Consider the following 17,915-nt stretch of genomic DNA (forward strand, 5'->3'; position numbering starts at 1 on the left):
GACTACAAATCCAAGATGCTGTCTATTGCAAATTTGCGACGACGCAGGAATTGTTCGTGCGGGGGCAGGTCTTGAGACAGGGAGGGGACGCGATGCGCCTGATTTCACTGGATGTGTTGCGCGGGCTGACCGTCGCAGGGATGATCCTGGTCAATTCGGCCGCAGCGATGAAATGGGGCGCGGACGCCAATGTCGCGGAAATCCTGCTGCACAAGAGTTGGGATGGCCTGACCCTCGCCGACCTCGTCTTTCCCGGATTCCTGACGATGGTGGGGATCGCCATCCCCTTTTCGTTGCGCGATTCCGCGGAGGGGCAACAGGGCAAGGCGCTGGCACGCGCGGGGCGGCTGATCCTGCTCGGGTTGATCCTGTCCAACCTCTATTGGGCGGCCGACTTCGCCGCGCGCGAGTTTCGCGTGCTCGGCGTGCTCCAGCGGATCGGGCTGGTCTATGGTGCCTGCGCGTTGCTCTATCTCGCGTGCGGACCGCGCGTGCGAATGGCACTGATCGCGGTCATCCTGATCGGATACTGGCCGCTCACCCTGCTTCCGGCACTCGACGGATTGCCCAACGATCTTTGGGCGCGCGGCCATAATTTCGTCGCCTCGCTCGACCGCGTCGTGCTCGGTACCCACCTCTATGTCCAGGGCCCGGAAGGCTATGATCCCGAAGGAATTCTGGGAACGCTTCCGGCCATCGCACAGGGCCTGATCGGGGTCGCACTGGGCGAGATGCTGCGCGATCGCAGCAGTGGGCGCACCAGTGCGCTCGCCATTACGGGCGGCGCGATGGTCGCGGCTGGAGCGGCGTGGAGCCTTGCCTTTCCGATCGTCAAGGACATTTGGTCGAGCAGCTTCGTGCTGGTCACCGCCGGCATCACCACGCTGGCGCTCGCTGCGCTCCACCCACTGCTCGATCGCGAGGGGCGCGCGCCCGGATTTGCCGCCACCGCAATGATCGCATTCGGCACCAACGCGATCGCCGCCTATACGCTACACCAACTGACCGCGAGCGTGGTGACTTGGGATCTGCTGCTCATCCCGTTCCACGCGAGCCGCGCAACGCTGGGCGATCCGGTCGCATCGCTGATTCCGGTGGCAATCTACATGGTCCTGATCTGGGCTGCGATGGAGTGGCTGCGGCGCAAGAACTGGATCGTCAAGATTTGAACGAGGAATACCTCTTGATGAGACCAATATAACAACTATAGTACCAGACGTCGGCGCGACATGGTTCGGCGCGTGGTAGGGAAGGGCAGGCAATGGCGGGGGCAGCGGCAATGGCCGATCGCACCACCCTGATGGAGAGCGAGGCGGGCGAAGCTGCAGACGCGGTCGCGCGCATGCTCGACGCCAATCGCGCCACCTTTGCCCGGATCGCCGCGCGGCTGGTCGCGCATCCGCCCGAGACGGTCATCACCTGCGCGCGCGGATCGTCGGACCATGCTGCGACCTATGCCAAATATCTGATCGAGACGCGCACCGGCGTGCCGGTCGTGTCAGCGGCCTTGTCGGTCGCGACCCTGTTCGATGCACCGGTCGTGCCGGGCAACCGGCTGGTGATCGCCATCTCGCAATCGGGGCGCAGCCCGGACCTGCTCGCCACGGTCGCGCTGCACCGCCGCGCGGGTGCCTTTGTCGTCGCCTTGGTCAATGCCGAGGATGCGCCGCTGCGCGACCTTGCCGATGAAGTGATCGCGCTGTCCGCCGGGCCGGAGCGGTCCGTGGCGGCGACCAAATCCTATATCGCCTCGCTCGCGGCGGTTGCCGCGCTGACCGGCGCATGGGCAAAGGACGCGACGATTGCGAACGGCGTGGCGCAGCTGCCCGACCTGCTCCGCGCTGCCTGGGCGCTCGACTGGTCGGCGGGCGTTTCGGCGCTGGCGGGCGCGGACAATCTGTTCGTGCTCGGCCGCGGCCACGGCTATGGTATCGCGCAGGAAGCCGCGCTCAAGTTCAAGGAGACCTGTGCCCTGCATGCCGAGAGTTTCAGCGCGGCGGAGGTGCGGCACGGGCCGATGGCGATCGTCGGGCGCGATTTCCATGTCCTGGCGTTCGGCGGCAGCGACCGCGCCGGGGCAAGTGTGCGGGAGACTGCCACCGAGTTTCGCGCGCGCGGCGCAAAGCTGCTGCTCGCCGATCCGGTCGCGGCCGACGCGGAGCTGCCCGCGCTGGCGGCGCATCCGGCGATCGAGCCAATCCTGATGGTGCAGAGCTTCTATGCTCTCGCCAACGCCGTCGCGCTGGCGCGTGGGCTGAACCCCCGATGCGCCGCCGCACCTGCGCAAGGTCACCGAAACCCTATGATTGTCCGCATCCAGAACGGGAGCGTCGCGACTCCGGGGCAAGTCCTCGAATCCGCCGATATCGCGGTTGCGGGCGAGCGCATCGCGGCGATTGGGCCAGTCGGCAGCAGCCGCGCCGATGCGACCATCGATCTCAACGGCGGCTGGCTGCTGCCCGGCTTCATCGACTGTCAGGTCAATGGCGGCGGCGGGGTGCTCTTCAACGACCATGCCGATCCTCAGGCAATTGCCGCGATCGGCGCGGCGCATGCCGGGTTCGGCACCACCGGCTTCCTCCCCACGCTGATCAGCGACACCGCAGCACAGATCGCCGCCGCGCTCGACGCAGTCGATGCAGCGATCGTACAGGGGGTGCCGGGCGTCGTCGGCATCCATATCGAGGGGCCGTTCATCAACGAGGCGAAGCGCGGCATCCATGAGGCGCACCGCATCCGCCGGCTCGACCGCGATACGCTTGCGCTGCTCACCGCGCCGCGCCGTGGGCGAGTAATGCTGACGCTGGCACCCGAGCAATGCGCGCCGGAGGATATCGCCACGCTCACTCGCCACGGGGTGATCGTCAGCGCCGGGCATAGCGACGCAACCTATGACGAGGCGACGCGCGCGATCGGCGCGGGGCTGTCGGGTGTCACGCATCTGTTCAACGCGATGTCGCCGCTGCACCACCGCGCGCCGGGGCTGGTCGGCGCGGCGCTCGATCGGACATCTGGTGCGGGCTGATCGTCGACGACGCGCATCTCCACCCGGCAGCGGTGCGGATTGCGGTCAAGGCCAAGGGCGTCGATCGGCTGATGCTGGTCACGGATGCGATGCCGACCGTCGGCACCGCCGCGACCGAATTCGTGCTGCAAGGCAAGCGCATCACCGTGCGCGACGGCGTGTGCGTGTTCAGCGACGGCACGCTGGCGGGCACCCATCTCGACATGGCGTCGGCGCTGCGCAACACGGTGGAGGTGACCGGTCTGTCCGTCCCCGATGCCGCGAAGATGGCGAGCACGACTGCTGCCCGATTCCTGTCGATCGCCGGGGATCGGGGCGCGCTCGCCGCCGGGCTGCGTGCCGACTGGGTTTGCCTCGACCGCGACCTCCGGCCGACCGGCACCTGGATCGGCGGCGTTCCGGTTGGCGCTGATACTCCTGCGCGCCAGCGCATTTCCCAATAGCGAAAGGACCAGCGGCACGATGGCGCTGATCATCACCTCGCCGCTCCGGGGTTGGGCCGCCCCGCTCGATTCGGTTCCCGATCCCGTATTCGCGGAACGGATGATGGGCGACGGGGTCGCGATCCACCCGCTCGACGACATTGTCTGCGCGCCCTGCGACGGCGAGATCGTGACGCTGCACGAATCCGCGCACGCCGTGTCGCTGCGCAGCGACGAGGGCGTCGAACTGCTGATCCATATCGGGCTGGAGACCGTCGCGCTGAAGGGGCGCGGCTTCACCCCGCTGGTGACTCCCGGCACGCGCGTGCTGCGCGGCGATCCGCTGATCCGGTTCGACCTCGACGCCGTCGCGCTCGCCGCCGCGAGCCTGATCACCCCGATCGTAGTCACCAATTCCGATGGGTTCACGATCACCCGCCGCATCGTCGATCGCGCGGTCGGTGCGTGCGAGGAACTCATGGCGCTCGTGCCGGTCGCACCGGTGCAGCGCCGCTGGTCGGACGACGGGACGGTAGTCGCGCAAACGGTGACATTGCGCCTGCCCCACGGCATCCACGCCCGTCCCGCTGCCCGGCTCGCCGAGTGCGCGCGCGCCTTCGAGGGAGACGTCCACCTGGTGCTCGGCGACAAGCGCGGCAACGCGCGCAGCCCGGTAGCGTTGCTCGCGCTTGGCACAAGGCTGGGTGACAACGTGACGATCGAGGCACGCGGCAACGACGCGGAGCGCGCACTCGCGGCGACGGTCGCGCTCCTCGAAACCGATATGGGAGAGGGCGCTTCCGGCGCTGCGCCCGCCCCGATGGCCGCGACACTGCTTGAGCCCGGGCAGATTGGCGGGGTGATTGCGTCGCCTGGCCTTGCGATGGGGCCGGTCGTGCGGATCGACCGTGCCGCCATCGCCGTCCAACGCGAGGGTAAGGGGGTCGAGGTCGAGCGCGAAGCGCTTGGCAAGGCACGGGCGAGCGTTGCCGGGCACATCGCAGCGCGCGCCGCGTCGGGTAGCACACAGGTGGCGGCGGTGATGACCGCGCATCTCGCCCTGCTCGACGACCCTGGCCTCGCCTCCGCAGCTGATGCGCGGATCGCCGAGGGCGCCAGCGCGGGCTTCGCCTGGCGTGGCGCGGTGCACGACCAGATCGACGCATTGCGCGCGACCGGGAACGCCCATCTGGCCGAGCGGATCGACGACCTGATCGATATCGAGCGGCAGGTGCTCGGTGTACTGACCGGGGCGCGGGCCGATGCGGAGGATGCGCCGCCCGGGGCGATCCTGGTCGCGGACGATCTGCTCCCTTCCCAACTGGTGACGCTTGCCGAATCCCGCCCCGCGGGCCTGTGCCTCGCGCGCGGCGGGCCGACCTCACATGTCGCGATCCTGTGCGCCGGCATGGGGCTTCCCGCGCTGGTCGCGATGGGCGACGCGCTGGATGCGGCGACGCCCGGCGTGACACTGCTGCTCGATGCCGAGACCGGCTGCGCGACGGTTGCGCCATGCGACACAGAGAGCGTCGCCTTTGCCGCACGGATCGCGACGCGCAACGCCCGACGCGACGCCGCGCGCGCGTCTGCCACCGATCGTTGCCACACCGCCGATGGCATGCGGATCGAGCTGTTCGCCAATCTCGGCAGCGTCGAGGACGCACGCGCCGCAGCCGCGCAGGGGGCCGAGGGTTCAGGGCTGGTGCGCAGCGAATTCCTGTTCCTCGGTCGCGATTCCGCGCCGTCGGAGGATGAGCAGCACGCCGCGTATCAGGGGATTGCCGACGCACTGCCCGGTCTGCCGGTGATCGTCCGCCTGCTCGATATCGGCGGCGACAAGCCCGCCGCCTACCTCCCCTTCGCAGTGGAGGAAAATCCGGCTCTGGGCCAGCGCGGGATCCGGGTCGGCCTCGCGCATCCCGATCTGCTCGACACCCAGTTGCGCGCGATCCTGCGCGTCCAGCCGGTCGGCCAGTGCCGCATCATGCTGCCGATGGTGGCGAGCGTTGGCGAGATCGTCGCGGTGCGCACGATCGTCGACCGGCTGCGCGGCGAACTGGGCATCGCAGAACGCGTCGAGATCGGGGTAATGGTCGAAACCCCGGCGGCGGCGATCACTGCCGACCTGCTCGCGGTACAAGCGGATTTCCTGTCGATCGGGACCAACGACCTCAGCCAATATGTGCTGGCGATGGATCGCGGCAATCCGGCGGTGGCGGCGCAGGTCGATCCGCTGCACCCCGCCGTGCTGCGCATGATCGCCGAGACCTGTCGTCGCGGCAACGGTGCCGGACGCTGGGTCGGGGTGTGCGGAGGCCTTGCCTCCGATCCGCTCGCGGTGCCGATCCTGATCGGGCTGGGCGCGACCGAATTGTCGGTGGTGCCCGGCTTCGTCGCCGAGGCCAAGGCGATCGTCCGCGCACTTACGCTGAAGCAGGCGCAGGCGCATGCCCACGCCGCGCTCGACTGCAGCTCGGCCGGAGAAGTCCGCGCGCTCGTCCGCGCCTTTGCGGAGACCATTCGATGAAGAAAATCCTCGAAGCGCTCCAGCCGCTCGGCCGCGCGCTGATGCTGCCGATTGCGGTGCTGCCGATCGCGGGCCTGTTGCTGCGCATCGGCCAGCCCGATCTGCTCGACATCGCCTTCATCTCGGCGGCGGGTGCCGCAATCTTCGAAAATCTCGGCATCCTGTTCGCGATCGGCGTGGCGACGGGCTTCGCGCGCGACGGCAATGGCGCGGCGGCGCTGGCGGGGATCACCTGCTACCTCACCACGATGACCGGCGCGCAGACCTTCCTTGTCGCGCCGGCGGACGTTGGCGCGGGCCTGCCCGAAGCCGCAGCGGCGCTGGCGAACAAGACCTGGGTGACGGGCCAGATCGACCGGCTGGAGGTGCCGATCGGCATCCTGTCGGGCCTGATTGGCGGCAAATTCTACAACCGGTTCGCGACCATCGCATTGCCCGAATATCTCGCCTTTTTCGGCGGCCGCCGTTTCGTCCCGATCGCGGCGGGCATTGCCGGTCTCGGCCTCGCCGCGTTGGTCGGCGGGCTGCATCCGCAGATCAGCAGCGGGATGGACGGGGTCAGCCGCGGCGTGGTGGGGTCGGGCGAATTCGGGCTGTTCGCCTATGGCGTGCTCAACCGGCTGCTGATCGTCACGGGGCTGCATCACATCATCAACAATATCGCCTGGTTCGTGATCGGCGATTTCGGCAGCGTCACCGGCGATCTGCGCCGCTTCTTCGCCGGGGACGACAGCGCGGGCGCGTTCATGTCCGGCTTCTTCCCGGTGATGATGTTCGGCCTGCCCGCCGCCTGCCTCGCTATGTACCACGAAGCACGGCCCGAGCGTCGCAAGGCGGTCGGTGGCATGTTGTTCAGCCTCGCCTTCACCAGCTTCCTGACCGGCGTGACCGAGCCGATCGAGTTCAGCTTCATGTTCCTCGCGCCGTTGCTCTACGCGATCCATGCCGTGCTCACCGGCCTGTCGATGGCGCTGATGCACATGCTCGGCGTCAAGCTGGGGTTCGGCTTCTCCGCCGGGCTGTTCGACTATGTGCTGAACTTCAAGCTGTCGACCCAGCCGTGGCTGCTGCTGCCGGTCGGGGCCGTCTATGCATTGCTCTATTACGGTCTGTTCCGCTTCTTCATCCGCAAGCTCGACCTGGCGACCCCGGGGCGCGAGCGCGAAACAGCCTCGGCCGCGAGCGCAGCGGTCGAAGGCGAACGCGGCGCGCAGTTTGTCGCGGCGCTGGGTGGCGCGGACAATCTCACCAGCATCGATGCCTGTACCACGCGGCTGCGGCTGATCGTCGCCGACCAGAATGCGATCGACGATGCCGCGCTGACCGCTCTGGGCGCACGCGGGATCATCCGCCCCTCGGCCAATGCCACGCAGGTCGTGCTCGGGCCGCTTGCCGACCTGATCGCGGAGGAAATTCGTGGGGCGTTGGGCACGCGGCATCTCGCCTCGCCAGATGGACAAAGCCCGGCACAACCCGCGACGCCGAAATCAGCGCTCAGCGCGGCGCTGGTGGAAGCGCTGGGGGGTGCGTCGAACATCATCGGCTGTCAGTCACTGCAAGATCGACTGCGGATTGAGGTCGCGGCGTCGGAATGCGTCGACACCTCCGCCCTGGCCAGCGCGACTCGCGGCGCGATCCAGCCCGAAGCGAGGGTTTTTCACCTACTGCTCAAGTGAGTGGTGGAGGGTTCGATCCAGGGGTCCTGACATTCCGAGCCAATAGTGGGCCACCTTTGCTGGACGAAAGACCGCTTCTTCCATGCTGCGGCCACCCAAAAGTGGACAAGTGTCGGCCCAAGTGCTGCCGGGCTGATTCTGCCACTAGCTGCGGGGCGACATCGCGAGATTCGGAATATGGTCGGCTTCGCCCCCCGCAATCAATCGGGCAGGGCGTATGCGATCATGGCGTCGCCGATGGGCGTCTCCATGAAGTGATGCCCCCAGCCATGATGACCAGATACTGCTTGCCGTTGACCTCATAGACTGATGGCGTCGCCTGCCCTCCAGCAGGAAGTGTATCCTGCCACAGCGTCTCGCCGGTCCGGATATCGATCGCGCGGACCAGATTGTCGGTCGCGGCGGCGATGAAGATGAGCCCGCCCGCAGTGACGACGGCACCGCCATTGTTCGGGGTGCCGATATTGACCGGCAGCATCGAGGGGATGCCCCAGGGGCCGTTGCGCCGCGCTGTCCCGAATGGGCGGTCCCAGATCGTCCTGCCGGTGCGCATGTCGATCGCGCGGATGCCGCCATAGGGCGGTCGCTTGCAGAGCAGACCGGTGAGGGGCAGGCGCCAGCCGGGATTGACCGCGATGGCATAAGGGGTCCCGGCCTGAGGGTCTTGCGACCCGTGTCCGCTGTCGCCCATGTCGCCGCCGCGCGCCGTCTCTTCGCCGCGCGGCGCGGGGAAGCCTTGCCGTTCAGCCTCAGCCCGTGGGACCAGCCGGTTATAGTTGGGCATGTCGTTATAGTTGGCGACGATCACGCCCCGGACGGGATCGACTGCAATACCGCCCCAGTCGGTGCCACCATTATAGCCCGGATATTGAACGAAACGCCGGTCAGCCGTGGGCGGGGTATAGGGGCCATCATAGGCCGCTCGCTTGAACTGAATACGACAGACCATCTGGTCGATCGGCGACATACCCCACATGTCGCGTTCCTCGAGCGCGGGGAAGGCGAGCGTGTGATAGCTCGAAAAGGGTTGGGTCGGACTGCGAAGCTGCGGCTCTACCCCGGTCCGGGGCACCGCGCGCTCCTGTACCGGAAACAGTGGGCGACCTGTCCGCCGGTCGAGAACGTACATGTCTCCCTGCTTGCTCGGCAGGATCAGTGCCGGGACGACGCCGCTGGCACTTGGAAAATCGACGAGCGTTGCCTGCGCGCCGAGATCATAGTCCCACACATCGCGGCGCACCGTCTGAAACCGCCAGCGCGGCTTGCCGGTCGTGACATCGAGCGCGACGAGCGAAGTCGAGAATGCATTTTCCTGCGGGCTGCGGCTACCCGACCAGTAATCGACCGCGCTGTTGCCCATCGGCAGATAGCCGAGGCCCAGCGCCTCATCGCCGCTCGCAATCGTCCACATGTTCGGAGTGCCGCGCGCATATTCCTGACCATCGGGCGGCAGGCCGGTCCGGTCGGGATGCACCATGTCCCATGCCCAGCGCAATTCGCCGGTGATCGCGTCAAAGCCCTGGATCACGCCCGAAGGCGCGCTGCGCTTCTGACCGTCGAGCACCTGATGCCCCGTCACGATCACACCGCGTACGATGGTCGGCGGCGAGGTGATCGAAACCATGCCCGGCTCGACCGCGCCCATGCCGCGCTTGATATCGACCGCGCCATTGGTGCCGAAGCCGGAGCAGGGCTTTCCGGTACGCGCATCGACCGCGATCAGGCGACCGTCGAGCGTGCCCTCGATCACCCGCGCGGCGCATTCAGCGTCAGCGGAAGCGTTGGGCGCGGCATAGTAAGCAACGCCACGACAGGCTGCTGTGTAAGGGATCCAGTCGTCCGAAACCTGCGGATCATAGCGCCAGCGCTGCTTGCCCGTGGCGGGGTCGAGAGCGATCAGGATGTTGGTGGCCGAGCAGAGATAGAGCGTGTCGCCGACCTTGAGTGGCGTGGTCTCCGCGCCATATTTGCTGTCCTTCGGATCGCCCTCCGGCATGTCACCGGTGTGGTAAACCCAGGCACGTGCGAGCTTGCCGACATTCTCCGGCGTGATTTGTCCCAGCGGGGAGTAGCGTTGCGCAGCATAGGTGCCGCCATAGGCGGGCCAGTCGGTGCCGACGCGCATCGGCGATGGGTCGGCGACGCTCGAGGCGATGACGCCGGGAAAGCTGCCCGGATCGCTGCGATTGACGCGGGAGATCGCGAGGCCAGCAATTACAAGGCTGAGCAGTGCGAGGCCGGACGCGCCGATCGAGATGCGCCATCGATAGCCACCCAGCACGGGCAAGGTCAGCAGGACGGGTACGAGCAGGATCGTTGGACCGACCGCGAAGGGGATGAGACCCCAGCCATCCAGACCGGCCTCGAACAAGCCCCACAGGATCGACAGCGCCCATGTCGCGACGTAGGTCCAGACGCCCAGGACATGTCCGCGGACCAGCAATATCCCCGATGCGAGGAGCCCGATGCCCGCAATCAGATAATAGGGTGAACCGCCGAGGAGGGCGAGCCAGGCACCCCCGATCGCGAGCACGGAACCGACGATGGCTAGGATGGCACCCACGACAGCCGCATAGAGCGAACGGACGCGGGGACGGGCGGCGGCGTGATCCAGCATGCTGTCCCTCCTGTTGCAAAGGGAACAGACCCCGCTGCGATCAGTTCCGGATGGGTCCGGCGAATTCAACGGGGGCAATTGTCGAGCAGCATGAACCCACCAGCCACCTGGATACCCTATTGCGGGATCGCGCCCGCCCCGATCGAGCTGGCGGGGCGGTGGAATTTCGATCCGCTGCTGATCCTATGCCTTGCCGGTCTGTCGCTGCTGTGGTGGCGCTGGGGAAGCGCGAACCCATCCCAACGCCGCGTGCTGCTTGCTGCGACGGCCGTGCTCTTCGTCCTGTTCGTGTCGCCTTTCTGCGCGCTGACCTCCGCGCTGTTCTCCGCCCGCGCGGTGCATCATATCGCTCTGACGGCCCTCGCCGCGCCGCTGCTGACCTTGGCTTTGCCCCTCCGGCGCGTTCCCGGTGGCTGGGGGCGTGGACGGGCGTCCATGCTGCCACTTTCTGGCTCTGGCATGTGCCCGCTGCCTATGAGGCCGCGCTGTCCAATCATGCCATCTACTGGGCGATGCAGTTCAGCCTGTTGCTGACCGCGCTCGCGCTGTGGCGCGCGGCGCGCGCGGCCCCGGTGACCGGCGGGATCGCGGCACTGCTTGCGACCATGGTGCAGATGGGGCTGCTCGGCGCGCTCCTGACTTTCTCCACGGCCCCCCTTTTACGCGCCGCATTATCTCGCCCCGTTCGAGTGGGGGGCTGACCCCGCTCGAAGATCAGCAACTTGCCGGTCTCATCATGTGGGCACCGGGTGCCGGCCTGTACCTCGCCGCTGCGCTCGCCTTGCTCGGGCGCTGGTTCGCGCGGGAACAGGCCGCTGCATGAGCGTTGCATCGGCCCTGCGCAGATGGGCGCGCGGGCATACCGAGCGCAGTCGCTACTCGCCCGTCGGGATCGCCTTTCACTGGGTGATGGCGTTCCTCGTCCTCTTCCAGCTCGGCTGGGGCTATTATTGCAGCTGGCTGCCTGCGGGCGGAGACAAGCTCCTCGCCTATCAGGTGCATAGCGCTGCGGGGTTGCCCGTACTTCTGCTTGCACTGGCGCGGTTCGGTTGGCGCCTGATGATCCCGGGGCCGATCAACGATGCCGACAGGCAGGGCTGGCAGACGCAGGTCGCCTATGCGATCCATTATGTCTTCTACATCGCCTTTTTCGGACTGCCGCTCAGCGGCTGGGTGATGTGGTCGTCGATCGCCGAACCCGGTCCGCTCTATTTGGCGGGCGTGATCCCCTGGCCGCAATTGCCGTTCGATCAGCTACCGCTCACCACCCGCTGGCGGATCATGGATCTGGCGGAGGACGTGCATCTGGTGCTCGTCGTCACCTTGCTGGTGGTCATTCCGCTGCATGTCGGGGCAGCGCTGAAGCACCACTTCTGGGATCGGCACGATGTGCTGCGCGGGATGTTGCCGGAGATCCCCGATGCGCAGGATCCCCGGGAAGAGACGAAGCATAAGCCGCAACGGCCGCGGATTCCTCCGGAGACAGCGCCCGGCTGATCCGCTGCATCGCGCCCTCAGGATCGTTGCGGCGCGCGCTTTGCCGCCATTGTTCGAGTTGATGGCTCAGATAGGCAGAAGGCTGTCCGCCAAGCGGCGGATTGGCCGCACCCACGCCTTCGCCCCGCGTGCCATGACAGGATGCGCACGCGGCCAAGCCGCGCGCCGGATCGCCGCGATGATAGAGGGTTTTTGCCGCCGCAGTGCCGCGTGCCGCTCGGGGCGCCGCGTCGTACGCCATCTCGGCATAATATGCGGAAACCGCATCCTGCTGGGCCGGAGTGAGCTTGCGCGCGATCCACTCCATCTCGGGATGACGCCGCCGACCGCTCGAATAGGCTTCGAGCTGCGCCACCATATAGCCGCGATCCAATCCTGCGAGCCTTGGCGTGCCAGCGCCGTTGCCCCGCCCGTCCACGCCGTGACAGGTAAGGCAGGCATTGGGTGCGCCCGCATCGCCACCGCTTACCGCCAGCAATTCGCCGCTGGTGGTGAACCGGTCCGCCGACCCGCGCTCGATGCCGCCGCATCCCGCAAGGGCGGCTCCCGCCAACAGGTAAAGCATGCGCAATTCCATCGCCTCACGGAACCGACAGGGTGTGGCGACGGTTCCGGAGGTGAAACGCCCGTCGCAAGCGTATCGCAAAGGGGGATCATTGCCGGACGCCCAAATCCTGCTGCCCGTGATGCTTCCAATGCTGGTTCTGGTCGCCTGCAAGCCGCCTCCCGACGCAGAGCAGCATATGCCGCAGGCCGATCCCACCCGGGGCCTCGTGACGATCCAGCGTGCAGGGTGCGGCGCCTGCCACACTGTTCCCGGCCTTGCTTGGCCCAGGGGTCGAACCGGGCCCTCGCTTGAAGGATTTGCGGGTCAGGGACTGATCGCCGGTCGGCTTCCCAATCGCCCCGACACGCTTGCCGCCTATGTCCGCGATGCACCTGCAACGCTCCCCGGCACAACCATGCCCGCCATGCCGCTGACGCGCGACGAAGCACGCGACGTCGCGGCCTATCTCTACGCCACCGGGGATCGGTGAAATGAATTTCGCCTCAATCATCCCCGTGTTCGACCCCCGCCGGCCCCTATGCCGGTTCGATTGCGACTTTGAGCTGGGTTCTGATCGCAATGGCCGTCGCTGTCCTCGGTGTGGTCCTCGCCGCTTTGTGGATCGCGCTGTTCGGCGGGGCATCGCTCAAGGCGCGGCTCGGCGGTCAGACGATGGTCTGGGCGGGCGGCATCGTTTTTCCGGTGGTGGTGCTGTCGGCGCTGCTGATCTACGGCCTGTCCCTGACCCGAAATCTGACCGCGCCGCTCCCGGCGGATGCGATGCGCGTGCGGATCACGGGCGAGATGTGGTGGTGGCGCGTCGCCTATCTCGACGCGAAGGGACAGCCCTTCATGCTCGACGCCAATGAGTTGCACATTCCCGCCGGCCGTCCCGTGCTGGTCGAGCTTGAATCCAACGACGTTATTCACAGTTTCTGGGTACCGCGCCTCTCGGGCAAGCTCGACATGGTTCCGGGACGCCGAAACACATTGCCGATCCAGGCGGACAAGCCGGGCGTTTATGCCGGGCAATGCGCCGAATATTGCGGTGGTCCCCACGCGCTGATGGGGTTTGTGGTCGTTGCACACGCGCCGGCGGAGTTCGACGCATGGCTGGCTTCGCGCCGAACACCGCGCTCCGCAATCGCGATGGAGGGCGAAGCGCTGTTCCGCTCGACCGGCTGTGCAGCCTGCCACCGTATTGCGGGGACCGATGCCAACGGAACCGCAGGGCCGGACCTGACGCATGTTGGATCGCGCCGCTCGCTCGGTGCCGGCATCCTGCCGAATAATCGCGGGACGATGATGGGATGGATCGGCGACAGCCAGGCGATCAAGCCGGGCAACCGCATGCCGCCCTACAAGATGCTGTCGGCGCAGGAACTTGAGACGCTTGCCGTCTATCTTGAGGCGCAGAAATGAGGTCGGAGACCGGGTTCGACCCGGCACTGCTCGACCGTTTCCCGACCAGCGAGCCGCGTCCCGAGGGCGAGGTCGAGGAGCTCAAGCGGATCTGGGCCGCGCCCAGGGGCTGGGGTCTGCTGACCGCCGTCAACAACAACTATGTCGGCTTCTTCTACGTCGCGACGGCATTCCTGTTCTTCCTGCTCGCCGGTATCCTTGCTCTGGTGATGCGCGTGCAGCTTGCGCTGCCGCTGCAGGGCATCCTGCCGCAGGAAACCTACAACCAGTTCTTCACCATGCACGGCACGGTGATGATGTTCCTGTTCGCCGTGCCGATGGTCGAGGCGATCGGCGTGATGCTGCTGCCCCAGATGCTGGCGGCGCGGGACCTGCCGTTTCCGCGCTTGTCGGCCTATGCTTTCTGGGCCTATTTCGTCGGGGGGCTGTGCTTCTTCGCCTCGCTGTTCGTGGGCCTTGCTCCGGACGGCGGCTGGTTCATGTATCCGCCCTATACGAGCCTTACCTACTCGCCCGGCATCAACGCCGACTTCTGGCTGCTGGGCATCGGCTTCATCGAGATCAGCGCGATTGCGGGCGCGATCGAGATCATCGTCGGCGTGCTGCGGACCCGCGCGCCGGGTATGAGCCTCGCCAAGATGCCGGTCTATGCCTGGGCGATGCTGGTGATGGCGGTGATGATCATCATCGCCTTTCCTGCCGTCATCCTCGGCACGCTGCTGCTCGAGATCGAGCGCGCGTTCAACTGGCCCTTCTTCGATCCGACGCGCGGGGGCGACGCGCTGCTCTGGCAGCACCTCTTCTGGTTCTTTGGCCATCCCGAGGTGTACATCATCTTCCTGCCCGCCTCGGGCCTGGTTTCGATGATGGTGGTGGCGCTGGCGCGCACGCGGCTGGTCGGCCATTCGCTGATCGTCCTCGCCTTTCTAGCCACCGGCTTCATCAGCTTCGGGGTGTGGGCACACCACATGTTCACCACCGGCATGCCCAACATCTCGGTCGGCTATTTCTCGGCGGCGAGCATGGCGGTGAGCGTACCCGCCGGCATCCAGATTTTCTCCTGGATCGCGACCTTTGCGGTCGGCAAGCCGCGTTACAACGTGCCGACCCTGTTCGTGATCGGGGGCCTCGTCACCTTCGTGATCGGCGGGCTGACCGGCGTGATGGTCGCGATGGTCCCGTTCGACTGGCAGGCGCATGACAGCTACTTCATCGTCGCGCACCTCCACTATGTACTGATCGGCGGCATGGTGTTTCCGCTGTTCGCCGCCTTCTACTACTGGACGCCAATGACCAGTAGCCGGGCATTGAGCGAGCGGCTGGGCCGATGGGCCTTCTGGCTGATGTTCATCGGCATGCAGGTGACCTTTCTGCCGATGCATCTGACTGGCCTGATGGGCATGCCGCGCCGGGTCTATACCTATCTTCCCGGGCGCGAGTGGGAGGTCACCAACATGATCTCGACACTCGGGGCATTTGTGCTTGCGGCCGGCGTGCTGGTCTTCCTGGTCGATCTCGCGCGGAACTTCCGTTTCACCGTCGATGATGACGCGGGAAATGTCTATGGTGGGGGCACGCTCGAATGGCTGCCGACCGGCCTCTATTCGGCGCGCAGCATTCCCGTGGTGCGCAGTCGCGAGCCGCTGTGGGACGATCCGAAGATCTGTGAGGATGTCGAGCAGGGACGCTACCTGCTCCCAAATGCGCCGACGGGCCTGCGCGAGACGATCATTACCAGCCCGCTGCGCGCCGAGCCTGAATATCTCCAGATCATGCCAGGCCCTTCGCCCTGGCCATTGCTCGCCGCGATCTTCACCGCCGGCTTCTTCCTGCTGCTGACGGTTCAGGCCTATACGCCCGGCTTCGTATCGGGCGTTCTCGCGGTGCTCTGCACGCTGCGCTGGCTCTGGGACACCGACCGGGTCGTCAAGGAAGCGGAGGTCGATGTCGGCGCGGGCATCATGCTGCCCACCTATGTCACCGGACCGCGCACCCATGGCTGGTGGGCGATGGTCATCCTGCTGATCGTCATCGGCATGATCTTCGCAATGGCGGTGTTCAGCTTCCTCTATCTCTATGGCGTCCAGCCCGCTTTCTGGGTCGCTCCCGCCGGATGGAGCGGTGCGGCGGTCGCGCTGCCGCTCTATGCGCTGGCAGCCGGGCTGGTGCTCTGGTCGCGGGTGATGTTGGCGCGGGAGCGGACACAGCTCTGGACGCCGGGGGTGCTGTTCCTGTGCGGGTCGATCGCGCTGTCCGCGGCGGTGGGCGCGGATATCGCTTTCTGGAAAGCCTCGGGCCTGCGCCCGGATGCAAGCGGGCAGGGCGCGATCGTATACATGCTGCTGACGCTCACCGCCTTGCTCGCGTTCATCGGATTGCTGATGGCCGGCTATATCTCCGCGCGGAACAGCCGGGGCATGATCGTTCGACCGCGCAATAACAGCCTCGATCTGTGCGTCCTGTTCGTCACCTATGCCGCGGGCCAGGGCGCGCTGACCACGATCCTCACCCGCGCGTTCGGAGGTTAGGCGTGCGAAGCTGGCTCCTGCTGCTCGGCGGACTGCTGGTCTGGGCGGTCCATTTCTTCGCTTTGTATGCGGTGGGGAGCATCTTTCTCACCACCGATCTCGCGCGCGGGCTGACGATCGCGCTGACGCTTGTTTGCTTGCTTGTGCTTTCCTTGATCGGTCGACGTGCATGGCTGAACCGCGCCCCGGATGCGGAAAGCGACTGGATACGGGTCGTTGCGCTGTGGGGCATCGCCGTCGGCGGAATAGCGATCCTGTGGCAGGGGCTTGTCGCGCTGCTGATCTGAAACAGCTCGCGCCGCGCCGCGTTCACCTTTGGACCGGACGGCATGAGGGAGAAAACGATGCTTTTCGACAGCTTCACCGGACTGGCCCGGGTCATACTGCTCGGCGCGTCCGCCTATCTCGCGCTGATCACCATTCTTCGGATGAGCGGCAAACGCACGCTCGCCAAGATGAATGCGTTCGATCTGGTGGTCACCATTGCGCTGGGTTCGACCCTCGCGACCATCCTGCTCACCAAGGATGTCGCGCTGGCGGAAGGCGTGCTCGCATTCGCAGTTCTCATCCTGCTTCAGTTTGTCATCGCGTTTCTGGCCATCCGTTATCGGTGGGTCGAACGGCTTGTGAAATCTCAGGCGCGGATTTTGCTCACGGATGGCGTAATCGACCAGCGAGCGCTTCGCGTGGAACGCGTGACTGAGTCTGAAATCCATTCTGCGATACGCGGCGCGGGCTTCGGCGACCTGAGCAAGGTCGCAGCAGTCGTGCTCGAGACCGATGGCAGCTTCAGTGTGGTCGCTGCGGCCGACGCCGGTGATCGATCCGCTCTCCACTCGATCAGAGGGACTAGTGCATGAGCGCGCAGGAACGCAGCGACCTGGCCGAAGACCGGACCGATCTTGCCGAGGATCGGACCGTCCTCGCGCATGAACGCAGCTTTGCCGGCTGGGTGCGCACGGGCATGGGCGCGGTCGCTCTCGGCCTTGGGTTCAACGCGCTCTTTCGAACGCTCGAACCACTCTGGATCGCCTAGGCGATCGCAACAGCGTTCCTGCTGATTGCGATCTTCGTGTTTCTGTCTGCCGAACGACGAGCATGCCGGATCATCAGTCAGCTGGAGGCACACAAGGTCTCGAGCCTGTCACCCATACGCATTCGGATGCTGGCGTGGATGCTCTCGGTCGCTACTGCGGCGCTCGCCGCAGCGATATGGCTTCTGGTCTAAGCGATTTATCCGTTGCCCCGCTTGCGGCGCGTCTCCCAGCCTTTCCTGGCCGCCGCCGAGCGCTTGGCCGAACTCTGACTTGATCCACTCCTGTGACCGCCCTTGCGCGCGCTTTCGTGGCTGTCCTTCTTCCCGCGCCCGGAGCCGGACTTGTTGCCTCCGCCCGACTCCTTGTTCACCGTGGCCCAGGCGCGGCGTTCGGCCTCCTTGTGACTGACGCCGCGATCCTCATAGCCTTCCTCGATGTGCTCGGCTTTGCGCTTCTGCTTGTCGGTATATTTATCCTTGTCGCCCTGCGGCATCACACGTCTCCCGTCGATCATCGATGCCGTTGAAAGCGCTTCTTCCACAGGCTTGGTTCCGGACCGCCGCGGACCCATAACATATGTTAGAATAAGCATTTTCCATGCGTCCTGGGGAACACTC

At 66.2% G+C, this 17,915-nt stretch carries 16 protein-coding genes and 1 pseudogene; 14 read left to right on the forward strand and 3 right to left on the reverse strand.

The features are described from left to right. Positions 1–92 precede the first annotated feature (92 nt). From LRS08_RS05285 to nagE, 5 genes are all read left to right on the forward strand, one after another. A complete protein-coding gene (locus tag LRS08_RS05285) occupies positions 93–1,169 on the forward strand; it encodes an acyltransferase family protein (RefSeq protein WP_257844625.1) in 1,077 nt (358 codons plus the stop codon). 110 nt (positions 1,170–1,279) lie between these two features. After that, complete coding sequence (locus LRS08_RS20020) at positions 1,280–3,025, forward strand: SIS domain-containing protein (protein WP_312026658.1); 1,746 nt, start codon at positions 1,280–1,282, stop codon at positions 3,023–3,025. A 32-nt stretch (positions 3,026–3,057) separates the two neighbouring features. Then, on the forward strand, positions 3,058–3,468 hold the full coding sequence (locus LRS08_RS05300) for an amidohydrolase family protein (protein WP_260481411.1): 411 nt from the start codon (positions 3,058–3,060) through the stop codon (positions 3,466–3,468). Beyond that, positions 3,428–5,974, forward strand: a complete 2,547-nt coding sequence (gene ptsP / locus LRS08_RS05305) for a phosphoenolpyruvate--protein phosphotransferase (protein ID WP_312026659.1) — start codon at positions 3,428–3,430, stop codon at positions 5,972–5,974. Before LRS08_RS05300 ends, ptsP begins: the two co-directional genes overlap by 41 nt. Continuing rightward, complete coding sequence (gene nagE / locus LRS08_RS05310) at positions 5,971–7,650, forward strand: N-acetylglucosamine-specific PTS transporter subunit IIBC (RefSeq protein WP_257844622.1); 1,680 nt, start codon at positions 5,971–5,973, stop codon at positions 7,648–7,650. Before ptsP ends, nagE begins: the two co-directional genes overlap by 4 nt. A gap of 223 nt (positions 7,651–7,873) precedes the next feature. On the opposite strand, the gene LRS08_RS05315 is transcribed toward nagE, so the two are convergent. Further along, a complete protein-coding gene (locus tag LRS08_RS05315; protein WP_260481412.1) occupies positions 7,874–10,267 on the reverse strand; it encodes a membrane-bound PQQ-dependent dehydrogenase, glucose/quinate/shikimate family in 2,394 nt (797 codons plus the stop codon). Positions 10,268–10,728: 461 nt separating this feature from the next. Between LRS08_RS05315 and LRS08_RS20220 the strand changes: the two genes are divergently transcribed. From LRS08_RS20220 to LRS08_RS05330, 3 genes are read left to right on the forward strand one after another with little or no spacing between them, the layout of a single operon-like run. Further along, positions 10,729–10,968: a cytochrome c oxidase assembly protein gene (locus tag LRS08_RS20220; protein WP_409456277.1), complete on the forward strand. Its 240-nt coding sequence runs from the start codon at positions 10,729–10,731 to the stop codon at positions 10,966–10,968. A gap of 32 nt (positions 10,969–11,000) precedes the next feature. Continuing rightward, complete coding sequence (locus LRS08_RS05325) at positions 11,001–11,090, forward strand: hypothetical protein (protein ID WP_409456293.1); 90 nt, start codon at positions 11,001–11,003, stop codon at positions 11,088–11,090. Next, positions 11,087–11,764, forward strand: a complete 678-nt coding sequence (locus LRS08_RS05330) for a cytochrome b (protein WP_257844619.1) — start codon at positions 11,087–11,089, stop codon at positions 11,762–11,764. The genes LRS08_RS05325 and LRS08_RS05330 overlap by 4 nt, the downstream gene beginning before the upstream one ends. Before the next feature lies 1 nt (position 11,765). Here the strand turns inward: LRS08_RS05330 and LRS08_RS20225 are convergent. Continuing rightward, positions 11,766–12,341: pseudogene (locus LRS08_RS20225) on the reverse strand (c-type cytochrome); the annotation flags it as partial. Positions 12,342–12,420: 79 nt separating this feature from the next. Between LRS08_RS20225 and LRS08_RS05335 the strand changes: the two are divergent. From LRS08_RS05335 to LRS08_RS05360, 6 genes are all read left to right on the forward strand, one after another. Continuing rightward, a complete protein-coding gene (locus LRS08_RS05335) occupies positions 12,421–12,801 on the forward strand; it encodes a c-type cytochrome (protein WP_257844617.1) in 381 nt (126 codons plus the stop codon). Positions 12,802–12,890: 89 nt separating this feature from the next. Further along, complete coding sequence (gene coxB / locus LRS08_RS05340; protein ID WP_260481413.1) at positions 12,891–13,733, forward strand: cytochrome c oxidase subunit II; 843 nt, start codon at positions 12,891–12,893, stop codon at positions 13,731–13,733. Further along, positions 13,730–16,261, forward strand: coding sequence for a cbb3-type cytochrome c oxidase subunit I (locus tag LRS08_RS05345; protein WP_257844615.1), 2,532 nt, complete (start codon positions 13,730–13,732; stop codon positions 16,259–16,261). The genes coxB and LRS08_RS05345 overlap by 4 nt, the downstream gene beginning before the upstream one ends. A gap of 2 nt (positions 16,262–16,263) precedes the next feature. Then, a complete protein-coding gene (locus tag LRS08_RS05350) occupies positions 16,264–16,548 on the forward strand; it encodes a hypothetical protein (RefSeq protein WP_260481414.1) in 285 nt (94 codons plus the stop codon). 57 nt (positions 16,549–16,605) lie between these two features. Further along, positions 16,606–17,121 carry a DUF421 domain-containing protein gene (locus LRS08_RS05355; protein ID WP_257844613.1) on the forward strand — a complete coding sequence of 172 codons (516 nt, stop codon included), beginning with the start codon at positions 16,606–16,608 and terminating at the stop codon, positions 17,119–17,121. Continuing rightward, positions 17,118–17,297: a DUF202 domain-containing protein gene (locus LRS08_RS05360; protein ID WP_257844612.1), complete on the forward strand. Its 180-nt coding sequence runs from the start codon at positions 17,118–17,120 to the stop codon at positions 17,295–17,297. The genes LRS08_RS05355 and LRS08_RS05360 overlap by 4 nt, the downstream gene beginning before the upstream one ends. 197 nt (positions 17,298–17,494) lie before the next feature. Here the strand turns inward: LRS08_RS05360 and LRS08_RS05365 are convergent, their stop codons facing one another. Next, positions 17,495–17,791 carry a plasmid stabilization protein gene (locus LRS08_RS05365; RefSeq protein WP_260481654.1) on the reverse strand — a complete coding sequence of 99 codons (297 nt, stop codon included), beginning with the start codon at positions 17,789–17,791 and terminating at the stop codon, positions 17,495–17,497. Positions 17,792–17,915: the final 124 nt, after the last annotated feature.

It is taken from the genome of Sphingomonas sp. J315 (genome assembly GCF_024666595.1).
GTDB lineage: Bacteria > Pseudomonadota > Alphaproteobacteria > Sphingomonadales > Sphingomonadaceae > Sphingomonas.